This window comes from Streptosporangium pseudovulgare, assembly GCF_014648055.1.
Taxonomy (GTDB): Bacteria; Actinomycetota; Actinomycetes; order Streptosporangiales; family Streptosporangiaceae; genus Streptosporangium; species Streptosporangium pseudovulgare.
This window is the reverse complement of record NZ_BMQJ01000004.1, coordinates 166,663-186,502: the sequence shown is the minus strand read 5'-3', so window position 1 is coordinate 186,502 and position 19,840 is coordinate 166,663. Positions and strand designations below refer to the sequence as shown.

Here is a 19,840-nt window from a genome sequence, read left to right as displayed (position 1 = left end):
ACGTCAGCCACCGCGTCCGGGCGCCCCGTCCGGCTGTCCCGGTCAGTCGTCCCCGGTCAGCAGGAACGCGGGTGGCGAGCCTTTCCACTCGGGGACGTCCAGGGAGTTGAGGGCCTCGACGATCTTCTTCTCCTCGTAGCGGAAGTGCGACTCCAGGATGGCGCTCAGGCCGTCCAGTTCGTCCCGTACGGCCCGCACGTCGGCCGCGCCGGCCGCGTCGGTCCCGTCGGCCGCACCGGCCGCGTCGGTTCCGTCGGCTGCTTCGGTTCCGTCGGCCGCGCCGGTCCCGTCGCCCGCTTCGGGCAGGCCGGCACGCGGTGCGAGGCCGCCGAGCAGCTCCTCCACCCGTGACAGGATCCCGGTGACCATCCGGTGGTCGTGCTCCAACTGCTCGATCACGGGGCGCAGTTCGGGGAACCGCTCGGCGAGGACGGGGAACGCGCCGCCGTCCTCACCGGTGTGATGCCTGGTCAACGCGGAGCAGAAGGTCATGCAGTGCGCCCACAGCATGCGCGGGCGTTCGCCGCCGTCGAGGTAGGAATCGAGATCCTCGCGGATCCGGTCGAGATCCTCGCGGAGCCGGAGGTGAACTTCGACGAGCTGGTTGCCGAACGCCGCGAGGCGGTCGCCCGGCCGGTCAGATGTGGTCATGGCTGTCCCATGATTCGGCGCCTCCATGCCCACGGCGGTCTCTTTGCCGGGTGCACCGCGACGCTGAGCCGAGATTCCACCATCCGGACGGCGGATCGTCAACCGCCGCCCGCCCCGGGGACGGCGCCGCACGATCCCGAAACCGTCGTACCCGTTCGTTATGGTCCTGCCCCCTGGACGAAGGAGACCGGATGGCACGCGGGGTCGACCTGACGATGGACTGCTCGGACGCGGGCAGGCTGGGCGAGTTCTGGAAGCTGGCGCTGGGATACGAGGACGAACCGCCGCCCGCGCCGTTCACGACCAGGGACGAGTGGGTGAAGCACTTCGACCCCTCCGACACCGCGGAGGGCGGGGCCTGGCTGCGCGATCCGGACGGGGTCGGCCCCCGCCTGGTGTTCCTGGAGGTTCCCGAGCCGAAGACGGCCAAGAACCGGCTGCACATCGACGTCCGGGTGGCCGGGACGGGCGGTCCCGAGGAGCGGTGGGCCAGGGTCGTCGAGGAGGTCGAGCGGCTGACGGCGGCCGGCGGCACGGCGCTGCACGAGTTCCCCGGCCACCACGTGGTCATGGCCGACCCCGAGGGCAACGAGTTCTGCGTCTGCTGAGCATTCGGCGCCGTCCCGCCGTGTGAGCCCCCGGTTCCCGCGGACGGAACGCGCCCTCCGCACGGCCGCGGGACGGACATCCGCCGCACCCGCCGCACCTGCCCGGCGGGACGGGGTCCGGAGATCGGGCGGGCCCCGGGGATCACACGGCGAACAGCAGGGCGGCGCTGATCAGGACGACCACGGCGGTGGCGAAGTGGATGCCGAAGGCCACCGCCTTCGTGCCGCCGTTGCGTAGGACGATGAGGGTGTCCCCGAGGGGTACCAGGGCGACGACGAGCATGTACCAGGCTTCGGCGCGGGCGCCCGCGAAGATCAGCAACGCGAGGCCGAGGATGCCGTAGGTGAGGTCGCGAAGGCCCTTGATCGTCAGGTAGGCGGCGTCCCCGTTCTCCTTGGCGGGGACGCCGTAGCCCGTGGCGGCGGGCCGTGGGGACAGCAGGAACCGCGCGCCGATGAAGAAGATGAGCAGGTTGAGCACGACGGCGAGCCCGTAGGCGATGGGGGTGAGCATTGCCCCTCCTTTTTCTAGCGCTGCTAGGAACAAGAGTGAAGCTAGCATAGCCTCGACAGTTCTGCTAGTGACGCTAGAATCAAGAGCATGTCGATCCAGACGCGCCGGGAGCGCGAACGAGCGGAGCGGGAGCGGCTGATCATCCGGGCCGCGCGGGAGCTGGCCGAGTCGGAGGGCTGGGACGCGGTGACCACGCGCCGCCTCGCCCAGGAGATCGAGTACAGCCAGCCGGTCCTCTACAGCCACTTCAAGGGCAAGGACGCCATCATGGCGGCGGTCGCGATCGAGGGCTGCGCCGACCTCGCCGTCGAGCTGCGCGCGGCCCGTACGGCGGCGGCCGGCCCCCGGCGGACCCTCGCCGACGTCGCCGCCGCGTACGTCGGGTTCGCCGAACGGCGGCCCGCGCTGTACGACGCGATGTTCACGCACATCGTCGATCTGCCGTTCGCCACCGCCGAGGCCCCGCCCGCCCTGCAGGAGGCCTTCGGCGAACTGCGTGAGACCGTACGGCCGCTGATGCGGGACGACGAGACGGAGGCCGACCTGGAGGCGCTCACCGAGGTCTTCTGGGGCGGGATGCACGGTATCGTCACGCTCACGCGCAACGGCAGGTTCCGGCGCGAGCACCACGACCGCCGGATGGCGCTCCTGCTCGACCGCCTCTCCCACTGACCCGCCCACTCCCGCCGTGTCGGCCTCCCGCCGGCCGCCCCTCGCCCGCTCGCCGTACCGGCCACCCGCCGACCCCACCCGCCCGCCGTGCCGGCCATCCGCCGACCCCGCCCGCCTGCCGTGCCGGCCGGGCGGGTCAGGGGTTGTGGAAGGTCACCTCGGGGTCGGCGGGGGACGGTCCGTCGAGCAGCGGCTGGGCCTTCCCGAGCAGGTGCCGGTCGAAGAAGGCGCCCACGTAGGACGTGGTGATCTTCGCCGAACGGCTGCCCCGCAGCGGCGCCCCGGGGTCGGTCACCCCGAGCTGCTCGCCCAGGACCGGGATGTCGATGAAGGAGAAGTGCCCGGTGTCCTTCACGGTCAGCCAGCGCTTCCAGCCGTCGAGGCGCGCCCAGTCGCGGGACCAGGAGGCGTCCTCGGAGCCGGGCGAGTGCCCGGCGGCGGTGCCGAGCATCATGAAGGGCCGGCCGCCGAGCCCGGAGTCGGGGACGGGCGCGAAGAACGTGCCGTCCATGTCCACCCCGGCGTGGACCCGCCGGTCGCCCGCCATGAGGCTCGCCGCGGCGTTGCCGCCGAGGGAGTGGCCCACCGCCCCGATCCGCCTGGTGTCGATCATCCCCGAGCGCTTCCAGACGGGCCGGCGGCCCGCCGTACGGTCGCCCACCGCCGACGCCTGATCCGCCGTACGGTCGCCCGCCGCCGACGCCTCGTCCTTCACGGCCGCCTCGTCCTTCACGGCCGCCTCGTCCTTCACGGCCGCCTGGTCCTTCACGGACGTCCGGTCGGGCGCCTCACCGGTCGCGGACCCGTCGCCGGACGCCTGACCGACCGCGGAGGCCCGGCGGCCGGTCAGCGCGTCCAGGACGAAGGAGAGGTCGGCCGCCCGGCCGGTGGCGGCCCTGGCCAGCAGCTCCTTCTCGGCCGCGTCCGTCGGCGCGCCCTCGACGGTCTCGCAGGCCACGCAGGTGAGGGTCCGGCCGTCCGGGAAGGTGGTGCCGAACGACTCGTAGGCGTGGTCGACAAGCGCGACGACGTAGCCGCGCGAGGCCAGGTCCTCGGAGAGCACGGTGAGCGTGGCGCGGTTCAGCGAGAAGCCGGGTGACACCAGCACCAGCGGATGCCTGCCCCCGGCGGGCCGGGCCCCGAACCGCGCGTTCGTCCGGGCCCCGGCGAGCACCTCGGGCGCGAGGAGCTTGTCCTGCCCCTGGGCCTTCAGCAGCAGCCGGGCCTCCTCGACCGTCATGTACGGCGCCGGAGCGCCGTCCCCGGCGGTACGGGCCGGGTAGTACATCGACACCATGAGCCGCCGCGCGCCCGCCGACGGCACCCAGGGGTCGGTGCGCGCGGTGTCGGTGAGGTGCAGGACGTCCCGGCCGACCGCGTACGGGCCACTGGGCGCGGGAAGCCGCAGCTCCACACCGGTGGCCCTCCCGCCGCTCGACGGCACGGCGGCGTTCGACGGCGCGGCCGTTCCCGCGGGGCGGGAAGGCGACGCGACGGCTCCGGCGGCATCCGGCGGCGTGGTGGCGGCCGACGCGGCGTTCGACGGTGACGCGGTGACGGCGGTGAGAGCGGCGGCGGCCGACAGGGAGAGCGTCAGGGCGGCGGCGCGGCGCACGGACATGACCATGGGAACTCCGTTCTGCGGGGCGGAAGGGGGCCGGAATCGAGCCCCTCCGAAGGGGCCGAGATCGAAGGTAGAAGCCCGGCGGGTCCCGCCACATCGGCCGATCGGCACACCCGCGCCCCCCACCTTCGTCAGGGGTGCGCCCGGCGTTCCCTGCGGCGACGGCCACGCGCGGGCCGGGATGAGGCTTGCGCTTGATTATCCGAGCGGATAAATTTATTCGCATGGATAAAAAGTCGGCATGGACTCCCGTCCGGGTGATCTTCGTCGCCGTCCTCGTCCTCTCGATCGCGACGCTCGGCGTGGCCGCCGTCGTCGGCGGCAACTGGGTGGTGTGGCTGCGCGGGACGGCCGTGGCCGCGGCATCCGTCTGGCTCGTCGCCCTGACCGGGCAGGCCGCGCGCGGCAGGAGATCCGCGTACGTACGCATCCGCTTCGTCAGCATCGCCGCGCCCATCGGAATCGTGCTCATCCTGCTCGCACCCGACAGCGGCTATCCGGTGTGGATGAAGGCGGAGCAAGGAGTGGTCGGGGTCCTGGTCGCCGCCGTCGCGCTCATCGTCAACCGACGCTCCATGCGTGAGGCGTACCCCAAGGGTGGCAAGCTGAGGTGACATGAGAAGCCCCGGGACTCGTCAGGCGGCCACCGAGGCGCGCAGGGCTCAGATCGCCTCGGCCGCGATCGCCGTGCTCGCCGAGCGCGGCTACGCGGAGACCACGTTCGAAGCCATCTGCGAACATGCCGGGCTCAGCAGCAAGAGACTGATCACCTACCACTTCTCCAGCAAGGACCGGCTGTTCGAGGCCGTCGTCCAGCAGGTCGTCGCCGACGCCGCGACCTTCATGCGCCCGGCGCTGGAGGCCGCGCGTGGAGCCCGCGCCCAACTGGAGGCGTTCATCAGGTCGAACATCGCCTTCGTCGCCCGCCACCCCGGGCACGTGCGCGCGGTGCAGCAGATCGCCTTCAACCAGGCCCCCGTCGGAGGCCAGGAGCGGGACGCCGCGATAGCCAGGCTGGTGGCCCTGTTCGCGGACGGGCAGCGTACGGGGGCCTTCCGGACATTCGACTGCACCGTGATGGGAGCGGCCCTGCGCGCGTCCATCGACACGATGGCCGAGCGAGTCATCGACGGCCTCGACCCCGATGTCTGCGCGAGCGAGCTCTTCGAGTTGTTCGACCGCGCGACCCGCGCCGAGCCGTGACCGGCGCCTCGGGACTGGAGACCGGGGACGTCGCCCTGCTACCGTTTTCGGTATGCAGCGTGCCGCCATGACGACGACGCCGGAGAGTGTCCCGGCGCGCTGACAGATGTCTTGATCCGAAGCCCCGGGGCGAGTGCCCCGGGGCTTCGTCTTGTGGTCACTCGCCTCCTGGACCCGCATCCACGAGGAGACCGCCATGCACGACCACCGCAGACTCGGCCGCGAGCTCGGCCTGTTCGACACCGACCCGCTGATCGGCTCGGGCCTGCCGTACTGGCTGCCCGACGGCGCGGCCGTACGACACGCGCTGGAGGAGTACATCCGCGAGGCCGAGCGGAGAGCCGGCTACCGGCACGTGTACTCGCCGGTGCTCGGCAAGCGGGAGCTGTACGAGATCTCCGGGCACTGGTCGCACTACAGCGACGACATGTTCCCGCCCATGGACCTGGGCGGCGAGCAGGTCGTCCTGCGGCCGAGCCTGTGCCCGCACCACGCCCTGATCTTCCGTTCCCGTTCGCGCAGCTACCGCGAGCTGCCGCTGCGCATGGCCGAGCTGGGCGGCATGTACCGCTCGGAGCTGTCGGGCGTGCTCGGCGGGCTGACCCGCGTCCGGGCCATCCAGCTCAACGACGCGCACATCTTCTGCACCCTGGAGCAGGTCGCCGACGAGGCGGGGGCCGCGCTGGAGATGATCCGCCGGGCGTACCGGGCGCTCGGCATCAGCCCGGCCCGCTACCGGCTGTCCCTGCCCGGCCCCGGCGGGAAGTACGTCGCCGCCCCCGAGCTGTGGCGGCGCTCCACCGAGCTGCTGACCGAGGTCCTCGACCGCTCCGGCCTGCCGTACGAGGCGGCCGAGGGCGAGGCCGCGTTCTACGGGCCCAAGATCGACATTCAGGTGGCCGACGGCGCCGGCCGCGAGTCCACCCTGTCCACCGTCCAGGTCGACTTCCACCAGCCCGAACGGTTCGGCCTGCACTACATCGGCGCGGACGGCGCCAAGCACCGGCCGGTGATGGTCCACCGCAGCATCATCGGCAGCGTGGAGCGCGCCGTGGCCCATCTCATCGAGCACCACGGCGGCGCCTTCCCCGCCTGGCTCGCCCCCGTCCAGGTGGCGGTCCTCCCGGTGTCCGACGCCGAGCTGCCGAACGCCGCCGCGCTCGCCGAACACTGCGCCGACCTCGGGCTGCGGGCCGAGGTCGCCGGGCCGGAGCACGGCAGCCTGGGCGCCCGGGTACGGCAGGCCCGCCTCGTGCCCTACCACGCGGTCATCGGCGCCCGGGAGGCCGCCGCCGGCCACGTCGCCCTGCGGCTGCGCGACGGCCGCCGGCCGGAGGGACTGCCCGCCGCCGAGGCGCTGGCCCGCATTCGCGCCCTCGTCGAGTCCCACGCCACCGACCTCTGGGACACCGAAGCCGGTGCCGGCGCTGACGCGGGCACCGGCGGGCGGATCGGTCTGACCGCGGGCTGAGCCGAGCCGTGCGGAAGCGCCCCCGTGGGTATCGGACCGGTCCTCGGGGTCAGGTGGCGGCGAGACTGCGCTCGACCGCCTTGACCACCAGCTCGTCCACTTCCTCGGGGGCGAACAGCCCCGGGAGCGTCAGCGTCTCCACGATCAGCCAGTTGAGCGCCAGCATGAGCAGCTTGACCGAGATCGCATCGCCCGGCAGGCCCCGCTTCAGGTGGTAGGCGACGTTCGCGTTCATGTCCGCGCGCACCCTCTCGGTGAGCACGGCGCGCAGCTCGGGCCGCCGGGTCGCCTCCAGCCGCAGCTCCAGCATGGCGAGATAGCCGCTGCGGAATCCGGCGACCCGCCCGACCGTCTCCCGCATCAGCTCGGTCACCTTGGCCTTGTCCTGCGGCCCCGCCTCCGCGGCGGCCCAGGTGGCCTCATCGGGCATCCACCGCTGGTAGACCCGCTCGGCGATCTGCATGAGCAGGTCGTCGCGGTTGGCGAAGTAGTTGGTGGCCGTGCCCACCGGGGTGCCCGCCTCGGCGTCGACCGCCCTGAAGGTCAGGCCGCGCGCCCCTTCTTCGGCCAGCACCTCGATGGCCGCGTCGAGGAGCGCGTTCCTGCGCTGGTCGTTCTTTCGCATGTTGACATCCTAACGGCGTAGTACTACGTTTGCACCACTTCACCTGAAGTACTACAGAAAGAGTGACCAAGTATGCGAAAGCTCGTCTACTACGTCGGCGTCTCCATCGACGGCTACATCGCCGGCCCCGGCGAAGAGATCGACTTCTACCCGGTGAGCGACGACATGGCCGCGTGGATGAACGAGCGGTACCCCGAGGTGATCCCCACGCACATCCGCGCGCACGTCGGCCTGACCGACGCGCCCAGCAAGAGGTTCGACACGGTGGTGATGGGCCTCGGCACCTACCGGCCCGCCCTGGACGTCGGCATCACCAGTCCCTATGCCCACCTGCGGCAGTACGTGGTGTCCTCGACGCTGGAGAAGATCGACGACCCGTCGGTCGAACTCGTCTCCGGCGATCCCGTCGGGCTGGTCCGCGAGCTCAAGGCGGAATCCTCCGGCAAGGACATCTACCTCGCCGGAGGCGGCAAGCTGGCCGGGGCACTGCTGCCGGAGATCGACGAACTGATCATCAAGTGGTACCCGGTGGTCGCCGGCGCGGGCATCCCGGCCTTCCAGGGCGGGTTCGACCCCACGCTCTTCACCCCCGTCCAGCGGGAGTCGTTCAGCAACGGGGCGCAGGTGACCTGGTTCCAGCGCACCGCCTAGCCGCCGGGCGACGACCCCACGAGACCGAACACCCCTCATCCGAAGGACTCATATGCGAAAGCCGATCCAGATCAAGCTGCCCGCCTCCCTCACCGCCGCCACCGCCCGTCCTGGCGACCCGCGCTCGCCGCGCCGCTCCGCCGTACCGGCTCGCGCCGTGAACCCCACGGCGCAGCCGCACCTCACGCGCCGCTCCACCGCCGCCCCGCGCCGCGCCGCGTACTGAGCGGCATCGGCGCGCGGGCCCGCTTGACCTCAAGTCAGGTTGAGGTGGCACCGTGATCCGCATGAACGCGGAACACATCGACGAGCGCACCCGTGAAACCGAGATCGAGGCGATCAGGCGGGTGGTCGCCGCCGTCCAGCACTCCCAGCGGAACATGCTCCCCGAGGAGTTCGTCGGCCTGTTCCGGCACGACGCCGTCTGGACGACGGCCCACGGCAGGCGGCTCTTCGGCCGCGACGAGATCTCGGAGTTCACCCACAAGGTGCTCCCCGGCGCGATGACGGACGTCACGGCCACGTACGAGGTGGAGCACGTGTTGTTCATCCGGCCCGATGTCGCCGCCGTCAAGGTGCGCCAGCGCTACCTCACACCCGGCGGCGAGCCGGTCGGAAACGCGGGCAGCCCGATGTACGTCATGTCCAAGGAGGACGGGCGCTGGCTCCTGACCGCCTGCCAGAACACCGAGGTCCACGACACGTGACGGCTCCCCTGGCGGACGGGCAGGACGGTCTTGAGGCCGAGGACTGGGACTTCGGGCCGTGGCACCGGCCCCGGCGGGGCACTACGAGTGAGCCGCCTCGTGCTCGGGGAGCGCGGCCGGGATGTCCGGGGCCGCCGGGCGCATGGTCAGGACCAGTACGGCCAGCCCGGCGAAAATGACCGCGGCGACGACGCCGGTGACGTGCAGGCTCGCGGTGAACGCCTCCCGCGCGGCACGCAGCAGCTCCGCGCCCTGCCCCGCCGGAAGACGCTCACCGGCCACGAGCGCGGCGGCCAGCGAGTCGGACGTGCCGCCCATCCGGTCGCGGTAGACCACCGCGGCCACCACGCCGAGCAGCGCGAAGCCGAGCGAGCCGCCGAAGTAGTTACCTGTCTCCGACATCGACGCCGCCGAACCGGCGCGCTCCGGCGGCACGGACCCGAGGACCAGCCCGGTGCCCAGCGCGAACAGCGGGCCGGTGCCCAGCGCCAGTACGGCGATGCCGGTCATCACCAGCGGCAGGGCGCTCGCACCGCCGACGCCACCGTCACCGCCGCCGCTGACGCCGACCAGCAGCAGGCCGCCCAGCGCCGACCCCGCCAGCCCGCCCGCGATCGCGGTCGCCGGTCTCATCCACCGGGTCAGCGCCGGCGCGGCCATGGTGCCGGCCGCCACGCCCAGGCCCATCGGCGCGAACAGCACCGCCGACGCGAACGGCGAGAAGCCCAGCACGCCCTGCAGGTACTGGGTCACCATCAGCCCCGTACCGGCCATGGCGACACCGGCGAAGACCAACCCGACGATCACGGCCGTGAACGGGCGGTTGCGCAGCAGCCGCAGGTCCAGCAGCGGCGTCTCCAGCCGCAGCTGCCGCCGTACGAACACGACCCCGACGGCCGCGCCGGCGGCGAGCGCCACCGCGGGCACGGCCGACACGCCCTCGACGGTCAGCTGCTTGACGCCGTAGACCATCGCGAGCACCGCCACGAGCGACAGCTCCACACTGGGCAGGTCCAGCCGACCGGCCCGGTCGTCGCGGAACTCCGGCAGCAGGAAGGGCCCGGCGAGCAGTAGCACCGCCATCGCCGGGACGGCGATCAGGAACACCGATCCCCACCAGAAGTGCTGGAGCAGGAACCCGGCGAGCACGGGCCCGAGTGCGCCGCCGGTGAACTGGCAGGTCGCCCAGATCGCGATGGCCTTCCCGCGCCGCCGCTCGTCACGGAACATGTCGGTGATCAGGGCGAGCGTGCACGGCGCCAGGGTCGCTCCGGCGACGCCCAGCAGCGCCCGCGCGGCGATCAGCATCAGCGGGCCGGCCGCGAAGGCGGCCACGACCGACAGCGTCGCGAACGCCGCCGCGCCGATCAGCAGCAGCCGCCGCCGTCCGATCCGGTCGCCGAGCGTGCCCATCGTGATGACCAGCCCGGCCACCATGAACCCGTAGCCGTCGCTGATCCACAGCTGCTGGACATTGGTGGCCCCCAGGTCGGCGCTCAGTTGCGGGAGCGCGAGAAGCAGCGCCGTCGTGTCTATCGCGACGAGCAGCGTCGGCAGCGTGAGGAGTGCCAGCCCCAGCCATGTCCGGTCGACTCTCATATCGGAAAACCCCTGTTCTCTCGACGTCTCGCCGCTTGGTCGGAACGGCCGGGGGCTTCTTGACATCCGTACGGCGGGTGATCGCCGGCACCCGCCACGCACGGCGGTGAAAATCTTGTGCGAAAGTTCCGGCACGGATGTCAAGACGGCGGCGGCCGCTCCGACCGACCGGCGAAGGGCCCGGACGGGGCCCGCGGACCACGAGGAGTACGGGATGCAGTTCCTGATCAGCATGCACATCAACCCGGCCGTGCTGGACGCGCTGACCGACGAGGAGAAGACCGCGATCGGCGACGGCCACGGCAGGTTCATCGAGATGCTGAAGCGGTCCGGTGAGCTGATCACCACGCAGGCGCTGGCCGACCCGTCGCAGGCCGCCGTGGTGTCCGTGCGCAACGGCCAGCCGGTGGTGACCGACGGCCCCTTCCTGGAGGCGAAGGAGTACCTGGGCGGCTTCTACCTCGTCGACTGCGAGAACAAGGAGCGGGCGATCGAGCTGGCGGCGCAGATCCCGGACGCCGCGGTCGAGGGCCTGGGGATCGAGGTGCGCCAGGTCATGTTCGCCGATGGACAATTGGAGATGTGACCGCACCACCCATCGAGGACCTGCTGCGCGAGCTCGCGCCGCAGGTCCTCGGCACGCTGATCCGCCGGCACGGCCGTTTCGAGGAATGCGAGGACGCCGTCCAGGAGGCCCTCCTCGCCGCCGCCGTGCAGTGGCCCTCCGAGGGGGTGCCGGACAACCCGCGCGGCTGGCTGGTGACCGTCGCGTCCCGGCGGCTCATCGACCAGATCCGCAGCGAGCACGCGCGCCGCGAGCGGGAGACGGCGACGGCCGCCGCCGAGACGGCGCCCGAGGACGTGCCGGACACCGACGACACGCTCGTCCTGCTGTTCCTGTGCTGCCACCCGACACTGACCCCGGCCTCCCAGACCGCCCTGACGCTGCGGGCGGTCGGCGGCCTGACCACCGCCGAGATCGCCCGCGCGTTCCTGGTGCCGGAGGCCACGATGGCGGCCAGGATCAGCCGGGCCAAGCAGCGCATCAAGGCCGCCGGCAGCTCGTTCGGCCCGCCGGGCGGCTCCGCCCCGGACGGCTCCGGCCCGGACGGTTTCAGCCTGCCGGAAGGCCCGGAACGCGAGGAGCGGCTCCGGGTCGTCCTGCACGTGCTCTACCTGATCTTCAACGAGGGCTACACCGCCTCCTCGGGCAGCGAGCTGCACCGCGCCGACCTCGCGCACGAGGCGATCCGGCTGACCAGGATGGTGCACGCGCAGCTCCCCGACGACGGCGAGGTGACCGGGCTGCTCGCGCTGATGCTGCTGACCCACGCCCGCCGTACGGCACGCACGACCGCGACCGGCGACCTGGTGCCGCTGGACGAGCAGGACCGTACGCGCTGGGACCACGAGATGATCGACGAGGGCCTTGAGCTGGTCAAGACGTCGCTGGCCGGCCCGGCGCTGGGGCCGTACCAGTTGCAGGCCGCCATCGCCGCCACGCACGCCGCCGCGGCCACGGCCACGGAGACCGACTGGCGGCAGGTCCACGCGCTCTACCTGATCCTGGAACGGATCGCGCCCAACCCGATGGTCACCCTCAACCGGGCGATCGCGCTCACCGAGGTCGAGGGCCCGGCGGCCGGGCTGGACCTGCTGTCCACGCTGGACGGCGACGAGCGGATGGCCGGGCACCACCGGCTGCTGTCCGTACGGGCGCACCTGCTGGAGAAGACCGGCGACGCGGCCGGGGCGTACGAGCACTACCGGCGCGCGGCGAAGGCCACCGCCAGCATCGCCGAGCAGCGCTACCTGGAGTCCCGCGCCGCCCGGCTGCGACCGTAGCGCCCTGAACGCTCCCCTCCCGGAGCCGACGACGAGTTCACCCGGCGATCCGCCGACCTGGGATGTCGAGAGCGCTCCGGAGCGCATGCACCGGACAAGGAACAGCCATCGGGTGCATGACCGCCGGACGGAGGGTGGTGACCTGCGGGTCCGTCGAGACGGTGGCCGCGCGACTCGGGAGCGTTATCCGGTACATCGAGATCGGACTGGGCTCATGTGGGCTGGATCCCCGGCGGCCTCGCACGGGCGGTGACAGCCGAAAACGAATCAGGGCCCGCACCCTCACGGGTGCGGGCCCTGATCAGTGGCGGTGCTTGGTCAGGCGGCAACGATGTTCTCGGCCTGAGGGCCCTTCTGGCCCTGGGTGATATCGAAGGCCACCTTCTGGCCCTCGCGCAGCTCGCGGTAGCCGCCCTGAGAGACGATGTTGGAGTAGTGCGCGAAGACGTCGGCGCCGCCGCCGTCCTGCTCGATGAAGCCGAAGCCCTTTTCCGCGTTGAACCACTTCACGGTGCCAGAAGCCATGTTGGTCTCCTCTTGGTAGGTGCAAAGCCGAAATTCGCACTGCACGAATTCCGCGTCGCCGAAATAGGCCCACACCCGGAGAAAACCGGCAAACAAAAAAATGCACCTGACGCCACATACCGTCAGGTGCACACAAGTTCTTATGGGTACCACAACTGCAACTGGATCTAACCTAGCACACGTTCAGCCGTTCCCGCATGCCCCGCCGCCTGGACAGGGTGCCGTCAAGAAACGTGTCACCGGCCGCCAACAGCAACGTTCTCGCAGGTCGGAAAGGTATGCCTCCATAGAGGCATCGACTCGCCCACCCCCATCCCAACATCTCCAATGCAAGCCGCCGGCCTGCTCCTTCTCTCTCGCTTACAGATGGTGACAGGTTTTCAACGGCACCCCTTCTCCGGGCCGGGGAGCAGCTCCAGCCGCTCGCCGAGCGACTCGGCACCGGTGAGCTTCAGGCGTCGGCGGCACGTCACCGGTCCGCGGTCCGGGTGGGCCCCCGCCCCGACGCCGCCCCGCACCGGGCGGTTGACATCCGGCAGCGGAAGGCGGGACGGATCGCGGATCCGGGCGCGGCGAGGCGGGTGGCCGGTCAGCCGCGTCGGCGCAGTTCGGCGTTGATGCGCAGGGCTTCGGTGAGCTGGTCTTCCAAGATGATGATGCGGCAGGCCGCCTCCAGGGCGGTGCCCTGGTCGACCAGTTCCCGGGCGCGGGCGGCCAGACGCAACTGGTAGCGCGAGTAGCGGCGGTGGCCACCTTCGGAGCGCTGCGGCTCGATCAGCTTGGCTGCGCCCAGGCTGCGCAGGAAGGCCGGGGTGACGCCGAGGATCTCCGCTGCCCGGCCCATGCTGTAGGCGGGGTAGTTCTCGTCGTCGAGCTTTTGGCCGGGCTTGTCGCCGGCCGCATCGGGAGGCGTCCGGGCCGCCTCCGTCTTCGCTTTCCCGGCGTTGTCCCGGGGATGGGTGACTGTTTGATCCATAAAACCTTCCCTAACGCCGACAGGGGCCCCGGCGCCATGATGCGCCGGGGCCCGATTGAGGTTCAACACCATCTACCGGTCCTGTGACCGGTTCACTGCTTCCGCACCGGCCGCCCGAGGAGGCGGGGATGCGGGGATCGCGTATGCGTGACCGTAAACCACCATCCAATCCGTGGAGGTGCGGTACCCGTGCGGCGAACTTCAGCCGACGACGGGCGATCCTGATGGCGTTCAACACTCCCTTCGGTATCTCTACTTCGCCTTCATCTGCCACTGCTCCGGCAGCGCGTCCACGGCCAGGACCCTTCAACCTCGTCGGCCCCGGCACGTCCGACCTTCTGCCGTCCATCCACCTCGTCTTCTGCTGTCCACGTTCGTCCGGGCAGTTCGTCGTGATGCCTGATACTGCTCTGCCCTCGTGGATCCGTCCCTTGCGATGCCAGAAACTCTACCCTCCCCCACCGCGAATGTCTACCGTCACCACTACAGATTTTCTGCAGCGGGGAAGAAGGCTCTCCGCTCGGGCCCTTACGACCAGGAACGAAGCGGCGAGAAGGACCACGGGGTTGAGGAACGGCGGGACAGTCGTCGGTGGTACCCGTTGGCGACCGGGTCGACCGGACAGGTTCTCCGCACCGTCCGGCATCCCGCTCAGGGGCCCCGCCGCCCCCCGGTCAGGCCCACAGGGCCGGGTCGCCGTCCGTCTCCTCTCGGACCAGGCGGCCCGCTCCCTCCGGCGTCGTCTCCAGCCGCCACCCCTCCGGCCACGCGTGATCGGCCGCCGGATCGACCGCCACAGCACCGCCCAGCCGGGCGCCCTCGGTGAAGGTCGCCCCGGCGAACGTGGCGTGCCTGGTGAAGGTCGCCCCGCGGAACGTGGCGTGCCTGGTGAAGGTCGCCTCACGGAACGTGGCGTCCCCGACGAAGGTCACCTCGGCGAACGTGGCGTTCCCGGCGAAGGTCGCCTCGTCGAACCAGGTTTCCCCGGTGAAGGTCGCTTCGAGGAACGAGGCGCCCTCGGTGAAGGTCGCCTCGATGAACCAGGCGTTCCCGGCGAAGGTCGCCCCGCGGAACGTGGTGTGCCCGATGAAGGTCACCTCGACGAACAAGGCGCCCTCGGTGAAGGTCGCCCCGGCGAACGTGGCGTTCCCGGCGAAGGTCGCCTCGGCGAACGTGGTGATCCCGGTGAAGGTCGCCTCACGGAACGTGGCGTCCCTGGTGAAGGTCGTGTAGGCGAACGTGGTGACCCCGGTGAAAGTCGCCCCGATGAAGACGGCCTCGGTGACGTGACCGCCGGTCAGGTAAAAGTCGATGAGGGTGGCGCCGGTCAGGTCCAGGCTCATCCCCTCCCAGAAGGACAGTGCGGCCGGGAGGGTGGAGCGCTGGCCCGCTGGGCGGTCGTCGCGGAGGTGAGCGGTCAGGATGCGCTGGGCGGTCAGTCTTACCTGCAGTTCGCCCTCCCGATCGCCGCTTTCCCGCTGCGGTGCGGGGTCGGCGGACAGGGGGGCGCCGGCGCGGGCGGCCTGGTAACGGCGCCGGGCCGCCCGCAGCGCCTCCCTGCGGTCCCGCCCGGGATCAGGGGCGGGTACGGGATCGGGCGGGGTGTACGGCATGCGGAGGTAGGCGCAGATGACGTTCACGATCGTCTGCCGATGGCCGGGGTTGTCCTGGGCCAGCCGCTCCAGCGCGTACAGCCCGCCCAGCCGCACCGCGGCCTTGTCGCTGCCGAGCTGCTCGACGGCCTTGGTGTACAGCTCGGTCACCCGCCGCTCGGTGGCGTCGTGCGTGGCGTGCGCGGCGGCGATCTCCTGCTGCCGCTGCCGCCGGAACGCCAGCATCAGCGTGACGGCGGCACCGACTCCGGCGCCGGCGGCCAGCGCGGTGCGCAGGATCTCCCCCCGCGCGGTGCCGGCCCCGGCCGATCCAGGCGACCCCGGCCCCGGAGCGGTCAAAGCCGGATCACTCAGCAGCCACCACAGGGTGCCGCCCACCGCCGCACCGACCAGCACGATCACCGGAATGATCCACCAAGCCGCCGGGCGCGGCACACGCATCACCGGCAGAGCGGTGACCACGACGGCGGAGCTGCGGGCACGGCGACGCGGAAGTAACGGCATCCCCCCATTCCAGCCGTCGGCGGCCCGTCCCTGGCCGGACGGCATCCGATCGTTACCAGGCGGATCGGGCGTTATCCACCGCCTGCCTCGGCTTCCGCCCCGTCATCGCATTCGAGGAGTACGGCGCCGAGCAGACCCTCTGCACCGCTCCCCCATCCATGTTCCGAACCGGATCACCTTTACCCCATCGGCTACGAGCAACAGCCCGATAAGGTGCCAATCGCCACATAACAGTCGGCGTCACACATCGGGGGAAGTCCTCTGGTCTGCCTGCCAGCCGCAGGGCGCCGGATGGACATATCGGATGGGAGTCCGTCATGACCACCGCACTCATCATCGGTGACATCCAGCGGGGCATCACGAGCAGTTACCCGTTCGCCAGGCAGGTCGTGCCACCGCTCACCGAACTGCTCCCGCGCGCCCGTACGGCCGGCGCTCTCATCGTGTTCGTCCACTTCGCCGTCCGGGGCAACGGAGCCGACCTGCCGCCGGGCAACGCACTGTTCAGGACGTTCTACGAAGCAGGGGACGCCTTCCACGAGGGATCGGCCGGAACCGAGATCGATCTGCCGGTCGCCGACGAGGACGTCGTCGTGACCAAACGCCGCGCCAGCGCGTTCGCCGGCACGGACCTCGACCTCGTGCTCCGCGCGGGTGGCGTCGACACTCTTGCGATCGCCGGTGTCGCGACCAGCGCGATGGTGGCTGCGACGTGCTACGACGCGGCGGACCGCGGCTACCGGGTGACCGTGTTGCGTGACGGCTGCGCCGACGGCGATCCGGCGATGCACGACTTCTTCATGGATTCCGTCTTCCCGAGCCGGGGGTTCGAGGTCGTGCCCTGCGCCGGTTGGCGGCCGGCAGGCGAGGACATGCGACCGCGGTCGGCCTGACCCGCCCCGGGAGCGGGTCCGCTCCCCTGAGGAGCAGGACACCACTGCCCGTAAGCTCCGGCGACCGGACATCGACCGGTACGGCGATGCCCTGTACGACGCCGAAGAGGCGATCTGCGCCAAGTGGCTGGGCCACTCGGAGCCGAAATCGCTGATCGCCGTCCGCGTAGGCCGTCGCCGAGGTCCGCGTCGACCAGACCCACTTGGACGCCGCCGTCCGCGAGACCCGTCAGGACGGCCGCTCCCGGGCCGAGATCAGTGCTGTTCCCGGCGAGCCTTCCCGAGCCGGTGCCCGGTCCCGGCCAGGTCGTCGTCGCCATGGCCGCGGCGGATGTCATCTTCCTCGACCCCCTGCTGCATCCTGGACTGACGCTCTGTCACCACCGAAAGGGAGACAGAGCCGTTTACTGAACACACACCGGAGGCGTGTTCCCGGCACCGGTCACCGGAGCAGAAGGAACAGTACAAAAATCACAGCGGTGGGGATTGAGAGGGCCAGGCCGATCAGAGACAAGCGGAAGGTGGCCGACCAGCTTTCGAGGGCGGTGGCGACCAGTTCAGCGATCGTCTGGACGGGTGCCTTCGTGCTGGGCGTGGCCATGATCTCTCCCTTGTCGCGGGCCTGAGGTGCTGGTGTCAGCGTGCGCCAAGGGGCTGTTCGGTTTCGACGCAGCATGACAATGTTGTCCTCCAGGCCCGGCAGGAGACCCTGGTGTCACGGCGGAACCGAACGGAACCGAACGGCGGTGAGGGTCCGATGGCGTCCATCGACCTGCGGCGGATCAAGACACGCGCGCAGCTCACGGATCAGCTGGCCGCCCTGTTCCACGCGGGCGGATGGAGCGTGCATCGCCTGGCGACGGCAGCCGGGTTGTCACCCGCCACGGTGTTCGGCCTCGTCAATGGCCGTACAGGCATGCCCCGGGCGGCGACGCTCGCCGCGTTCGTACAGGCCTGCGGGCAGGACCCGGCTGGCTGGGTCGCCGCCCGTGCGCGCATCCTGGTCGATGGCCAGGAGATGCCTGCCGCCGGCTCGGTGTGGAGCGTGCCCTCCCGCTCGGCGGTGTTCACGGGCAGGGAGCGGCTCCTGGCCGAGCTGCCGCAACGGTTGGCCTCCGGCCCTGTGGCGTTGCACGGCATGGGTGGGGTGGGCAAAACGCAGCTGGCCATCGAGTACGCCCACCGGCATGCCCGCGACTACGACATCGTCTGGTGGGTCGGCGCCGAGCGGGCAGCACTGATCGGCGAGCAGCTGGCGGCGCTGGCCATGGCGCTCGGTGACGTTCCGGACGGAACGTCGACGCCGACGGCGCTGGCCGCGCTCAGGTCCACGCTTCGGCGGCGCTCGCGCTGGCTGCTGGTGTTCGACAACGTCGCCGCTGCGGCGGAGGTCGCACCCTGGGTGCCGGACGGTCCTGGGCACGTGCTCATCACCTCGCGCGGCCGCCGATGGGTCGAGGTGGCCTCCCCCGTCGGCGTCGAGATCTTCGCTCGTGAGGAGTCGACGACCATGCTGCGCGCCGGAGTACCCGGGTTGACGGCCGAGGAGACCGGACAGCTGGCGGAGGCATTGGGCGACCTCCCGCTGGCGCTGGCGCAGGCCGTGGGCGTCGTGGCTGAGACCGGCATGCTCCCGGGTGAGTACCTCACCGCGCTGCGTGACTCGTGCACGCGGGTGATGAGTGCCGGAGTGCCGCCCGGATATCCGAGCCCGCTGGCGGCGGCCGTACTGGTGAGCCTGGAGCGGCTGTCGGGGGAGGATGCGGAGGCTACGCGCCTGGTGAGGCTGTGCGGTGTCCTGGCCCCGGAACCCGTGCCGATCGCGCTCTTCGGTGACGGCGTCGCCGTCTGGGACGCTCGCCAGCGGCTCGGTCGGGCAGGACGCCATGGGCTCCTGCAGGCTGGAGAGACGACCGTGGTCATGCACCGCCTGGTTCAGGCCGTCGTCCGGGAAAGCATGGCGCAGGAGGAGTACGAGGAGGCACGGGCGGAAGCCGTGGACCTGCTGCGGGCCGCGTGTCCCAGCGACACTGCCGATCCGTCCTCCTGGCCCCGGTGGGCCGGCCTCTTGCCGCACGTACTGACGGTCGACGATCCCGTGATGACGCCGCACGCCGTAACCTACCTGCACGCTCGGGGAGCGGACCGGGTCGTTCTGCCGCTCGCGCGGCAGTCCTACGAGAACTGCCTGGCCGACCTCGGCCCCGGCGACCGGCGTACCATCACGGCGGCCACGCGACTCGGCGATGTCCTGCGCGATCTCGGACAGCACACGGAGGCGGAGTCACTACTGGAACTGACACTTGCGCGTGCCATCGCCTCACTTGGCGGCGACGCTCCCGTCACCCTGGCGGCTGCCAACTCCCTCGGCGCGGTCATAGGCCGGCGCGGCCGGTATGCCCAGGCGAGCCGGATCTACGAGGACACATTAGCCAGACGTAGGCGCGTGCTCGGAAATGATCACCCCGAGACCCTGATTTCCGCCAACAACCTCGCCACCGTGCTGCACCGGCTCGGGCACTATGAAGCCGCCAGGACCTTGCGCGAGGACACGCTGAAGCGCCGCAGGCGTGTCCTGGGCGGCGATCACGGCTCCACCCTGATCACTGCCGACAACCTCGCGGGCGACCTGTCCGCCCTTGGTGAGCATGAGCGCGCACTCATCCTCCACCAGGAGACATACGCCCGGCGGCGGCGCGTCCTCGGTGAGGACCATCCCAATACGCTCAGCTCCGCCTCGGCCATGGGTGACACCCTGCGCATGCTGGGAAGACTGGATGAGGCAAGGGCCCTGCATGAGGACACGGTGGAGCGGCAACGGTCACTGCTCGGGGCCGACCACCCCGCGACCCTCGGCTCCATCCATGCCCTGGGCGAGGACCTGCGTGAGCTCGGCCTCCTGGAGGAGGCTCGAGCGCTGCACGAGACCACACTGGCCAGCCGTCGTGAACTTCTCGGCGACCAGCACCCCGCGACTCTGGTCACGGCGGAGAGCCTGAGCGACGACCTCCGCAAGCTGGGCAGGCACGCCGAGGCCCGCGCTCTGCTGGCCGAGGTGGTGGCCGCCCGAACAGCGGTTCTCGGCGCCGACCATCCCTTGACGGTCACGGCCGAGGCCAAACACGCGGCACTGTGAAAGCCTCCGCTACCGAGATCCCA

22 protein-coding genes are annotated in these 19,840 nt (G+C 71.0%); 12 read left to right on the top strand and 10 right to left on the bottom strand.

Annotated features, from left to right (window positions below; genetic code table 11):
* Positions 1-42: 42 nt before the first annotated feature.
* A complete protein-coding gene (locus IEZ10_RS10535) occupies positions 43-651 on the bottom strand; it encodes a hemerythrin domain-containing protein (protein ID WP_189246305.1) in 609 nt (202 codons plus the stop codon).
* A 191-nt stretch (positions 652-842) separates the two neighbouring features.
* Here IEZ10_RS10535 and IEZ10_RS10530 point away from each other — a divergent pair, with 191 nt between their 5' ends.
* Positions 843-1,259, top strand: coding sequence for a VOC family protein (locus IEZ10_RS10530; RefSeq protein ID WP_189246304.1), 417 nt, complete (start codon positions 843-845; stop codon positions 1,257-1,259).
* A gap of 142 nt (positions 1,260-1,401) precedes the next feature.
* On the opposite strand, the gene IEZ10_RS10525 is transcribed toward IEZ10_RS10530, so the two are convergent.
* The gene (locus IEZ10_RS10525; protein ID WP_189246303.1) at positions 1,402-1,773 is read right to left on the bottom strand and encodes a DUF4267 domain-containing protein; all 372 of its coding nucleotides are present in this window, start codon (positions 1,771-1,773) and stop codon (positions 1,402-1,404) included.
* Between the two features lie 87 nt (positions 1,774-1,860).
* On the opposite strand from IEZ10_RS10525, the gene IEZ10_RS10520 reads away from it, so the two are divergent.
* Positions 1,861-2,445, top strand: coding sequence for a TetR/AcrR family transcriptional regulator (locus IEZ10_RS10520; RefSeq protein WP_189246302.1), 585 nt, complete (start codon positions 1,861-1,863; stop codon positions 2,443-2,445).
* A gap of 136 nt (positions 2,446-2,581) precedes the next feature.
* Here the strand turns inward: IEZ10_RS10520 and IEZ10_RS39860 are convergent, their stop codons facing one another.
* Positions 2,582-4,072: an alpha/beta hydrolase family protein gene (locus IEZ10_RS39860; RefSeq protein ID WP_268246294.1), complete on the bottom strand. Its 1,491-nt coding sequence runs from the start codon at positions 4,070-4,072 to the stop codon at positions 2,582-2,584.
* 221 nt (positions 4,073-4,293) lie between these two features.
* Here IEZ10_RS39860 and IEZ10_RS10510 point away from each other — a divergent pair, with 221 nt between their 5' ends.
* From IEZ10_RS10510 to thrS, 3 genes are all read left to right on the top strand, one after another.
* Positions 4,294-4,683, top strand: coding sequence for a hypothetical protein (locus tag IEZ10_RS10510; RefSeq protein ID WP_189246301.1), 390 nt, complete (start codon positions 4,294-4,296; stop codon positions 4,681-4,683).
* 1 nt (position 4,684) lies between these two features.
* Complete coding sequence (locus tag IEZ10_RS10505) at positions 4,685-5,272, top strand: TetR/AcrR family transcriptional regulator (protein WP_189246300.1); 588 nt, start codon at positions 4,685-4,687, stop codon at positions 5,270-5,272.
* Positions 5,273-5,405: 133 nt separating this feature from the next.
* Entirely contained in the window at positions 5,406-6,743 is a 1,338-nt protein-coding gene (gene thrS, locus IEZ10_RS10500; RefSeq protein WP_268246293.1) for a threonine--tRNA ligase, read from the top strand.
* A gap of 49 nt (positions 6,744-6,792) precedes the next feature.
* Here thrS and IEZ10_RS10495 read toward each other — a convergent pair whose 3' ends face one another.
* Positions 6,793-7,368 carry a TetR/AcrR family transcriptional regulator gene (locus tag IEZ10_RS10495; RefSeq protein WP_189246298.1) on the bottom strand — a complete coding sequence of 192 codons (576 nt, stop codon included), beginning with the start codon at positions 7,366-7,368 and terminating at the stop codon, positions 6,793-6,795.
* A gap of 72 nt (positions 7,369-7,440) precedes the next feature.
* Between IEZ10_RS10495 and IEZ10_RS10490 the strand changes: the two genes are divergently transcribed.
* The 3 genes from IEZ10_RS10490 (at position 7,441) to IEZ10_RS10480 (ending at position 8,726) form a co-directional block, all read left to right on the top strand.
* A complete protein-coding gene (locus IEZ10_RS10490) occupies positions 7,441-8,019 on the top strand; it encodes a dihydrofolate reductase family protein (protein ID WP_189246297.1) in 579 nt (192 codons plus the stop codon).
* A 52-nt stretch (positions 8,020-8,071) separates the two neighbouring features.
* The gene (locus tag IEZ10_RS10485) at positions 8,072-8,245 is read left to right on the top strand and encodes a hypothetical protein (protein ID WP_179825903.1); all 174 of its coding nucleotides are present in this window, start codon (positions 8,072-8,074) and stop codon (positions 8,243-8,245) included.
* Positions 8,246-8,306: 61 nt separating this feature from the next.
* Entirely contained in the window at positions 8,307-8,726 is a 420-nt protein-coding gene (locus tag IEZ10_RS10480; protein WP_189246296.1) for an SgcJ/EcaC family oxidoreductase, read from the top strand.
* 81 nt (positions 8,727-8,807) lie between these two features.
* Here the strand turns inward: IEZ10_RS10480 and IEZ10_RS10475 are convergent, their stop codons facing one another.
* Positions 8,808-10,325 (bottom strand): MFS transporter, encoded by a 1,518-nt coding sequence (locus IEZ10_RS10475; protein ID WP_189246295.1) that lies wholly within the window; start codon positions 10,323-10,325, stop codon positions 8,808-8,810.
* 214 nt (positions 10,326-10,539) lie between these two features.
* Between IEZ10_RS10475 and IEZ10_RS10470 the strand changes: the two genes are divergently transcribed.
* Both IEZ10_RS10470 and IEZ10_RS10465 read left to right on the top strand, forming a co-directional pair.
* Positions 10,540-10,911, top strand: coding sequence for a YciI family protein (locus IEZ10_RS10470; RefSeq protein WP_179825917.1), 372 nt, complete (start codon positions 10,540-10,542; stop codon positions 10,909-10,911).
* On the top strand, positions 10,908-12,170 hold the full coding sequence (locus IEZ10_RS10465; protein ID WP_189246294.1) for an RNA polymerase sigma factor: 1,263 nt from the start codon (positions 10,908-10,910) through the stop codon (positions 12,168-12,170). The genes IEZ10_RS10470 and IEZ10_RS10465 overlap by 4 nt, the downstream gene beginning before the upstream one ends.
* Before the next feature lie 318 nt (positions 12,171-12,488).
* On the opposite strand, the gene IEZ10_RS10460 is transcribed toward IEZ10_RS10465, so the two are convergent.
* The 3 genes from IEZ10_RS10460 to IEZ10_RS10450 all read right to left on the bottom strand — a co-directional run bounded on the left by IEZ10_RS10460 (position 12,489) and on the right by IEZ10_RS10450 (position 15,686).
* Entirely contained in the window at positions 12,489-12,695 is a 207-nt protein-coding gene (locus IEZ10_RS10460) for a cold-shock protein (RefSeq protein WP_189246540.1), read from the bottom strand.
* Positions 12,696-13,284: 589 nt separating this feature from the next.
* Positions 13,285-13,671, bottom strand: a complete 387-nt coding sequence (locus tag IEZ10_RS10455; protein ID WP_189246293.1) for a MerR family transcriptional regulator — start codon at positions 13,669-13,671, stop codon at positions 13,285-13,287.
* A gap of 674 nt (positions 13,672-14,345) precedes the next feature.
* Positions 14,346-15,686: a pentapeptide repeat-containing protein gene (locus IEZ10_RS10450; RefSeq protein ID WP_189246292.1), complete on the bottom strand. Its 1,341-nt coding sequence runs from the start codon at positions 15,684-15,686 to the stop codon at positions 14,346-14,348.
* Positions 15,687-16,105: 419 nt separating this feature from the next.
* On the opposite strand from IEZ10_RS10450, the gene IEZ10_RS10445 reads away from it, so the two are divergent.
* Positions 16,106-16,681, top strand: coding sequence for a cysteine hydrolase family protein (locus tag IEZ10_RS10445; RefSeq protein ID WP_189246291.1), 576 nt, complete (start codon positions 16,106-16,108; stop codon positions 16,679-16,681).
* Between the two features lie 255 nt (positions 16,682-16,936).
* Here IEZ10_RS10445 and IEZ10_RS39855 read toward each other — a convergent pair whose 3' ends face one another.
* On the bottom strand, positions 16,937-17,062 hold the full coding sequence (locus IEZ10_RS39855; protein ID WP_268246292.1) for a hypothetical protein: 126 nt from the start codon (positions 17,060-17,062) through the stop codon (positions 16,937-16,939).
* Positions 17,063-17,123: 61 nt separating this feature from the next.
* On the bottom strand, positions 17,124-17,282 hold the full coding sequence (locus IEZ10_RS10440) for a hypothetical protein (RefSeq protein WP_189246290.1): 159 nt from the start codon (positions 17,280-17,282) through the stop codon (positions 17,124-17,126).
* A 156-nt stretch (positions 17,283-17,438) separates the two neighbouring features.
* Between IEZ10_RS10440 and fxsT the strand changes: the two genes are divergently transcribed.
* The gene (gene fxsT / locus IEZ10_RS10435; protein WP_189246289.1) at positions 17,439-19,817 is read left to right on the top strand and encodes an FxSxx-COOH system tetratricopeptide repeat protein; all 2,379 of its coding nucleotides are present in this window, start codon (positions 17,439-17,441) and stop codon (positions 19,815-19,817) included.
* Positions 19,818-19,840: the final 23 nt, after the last annotated feature.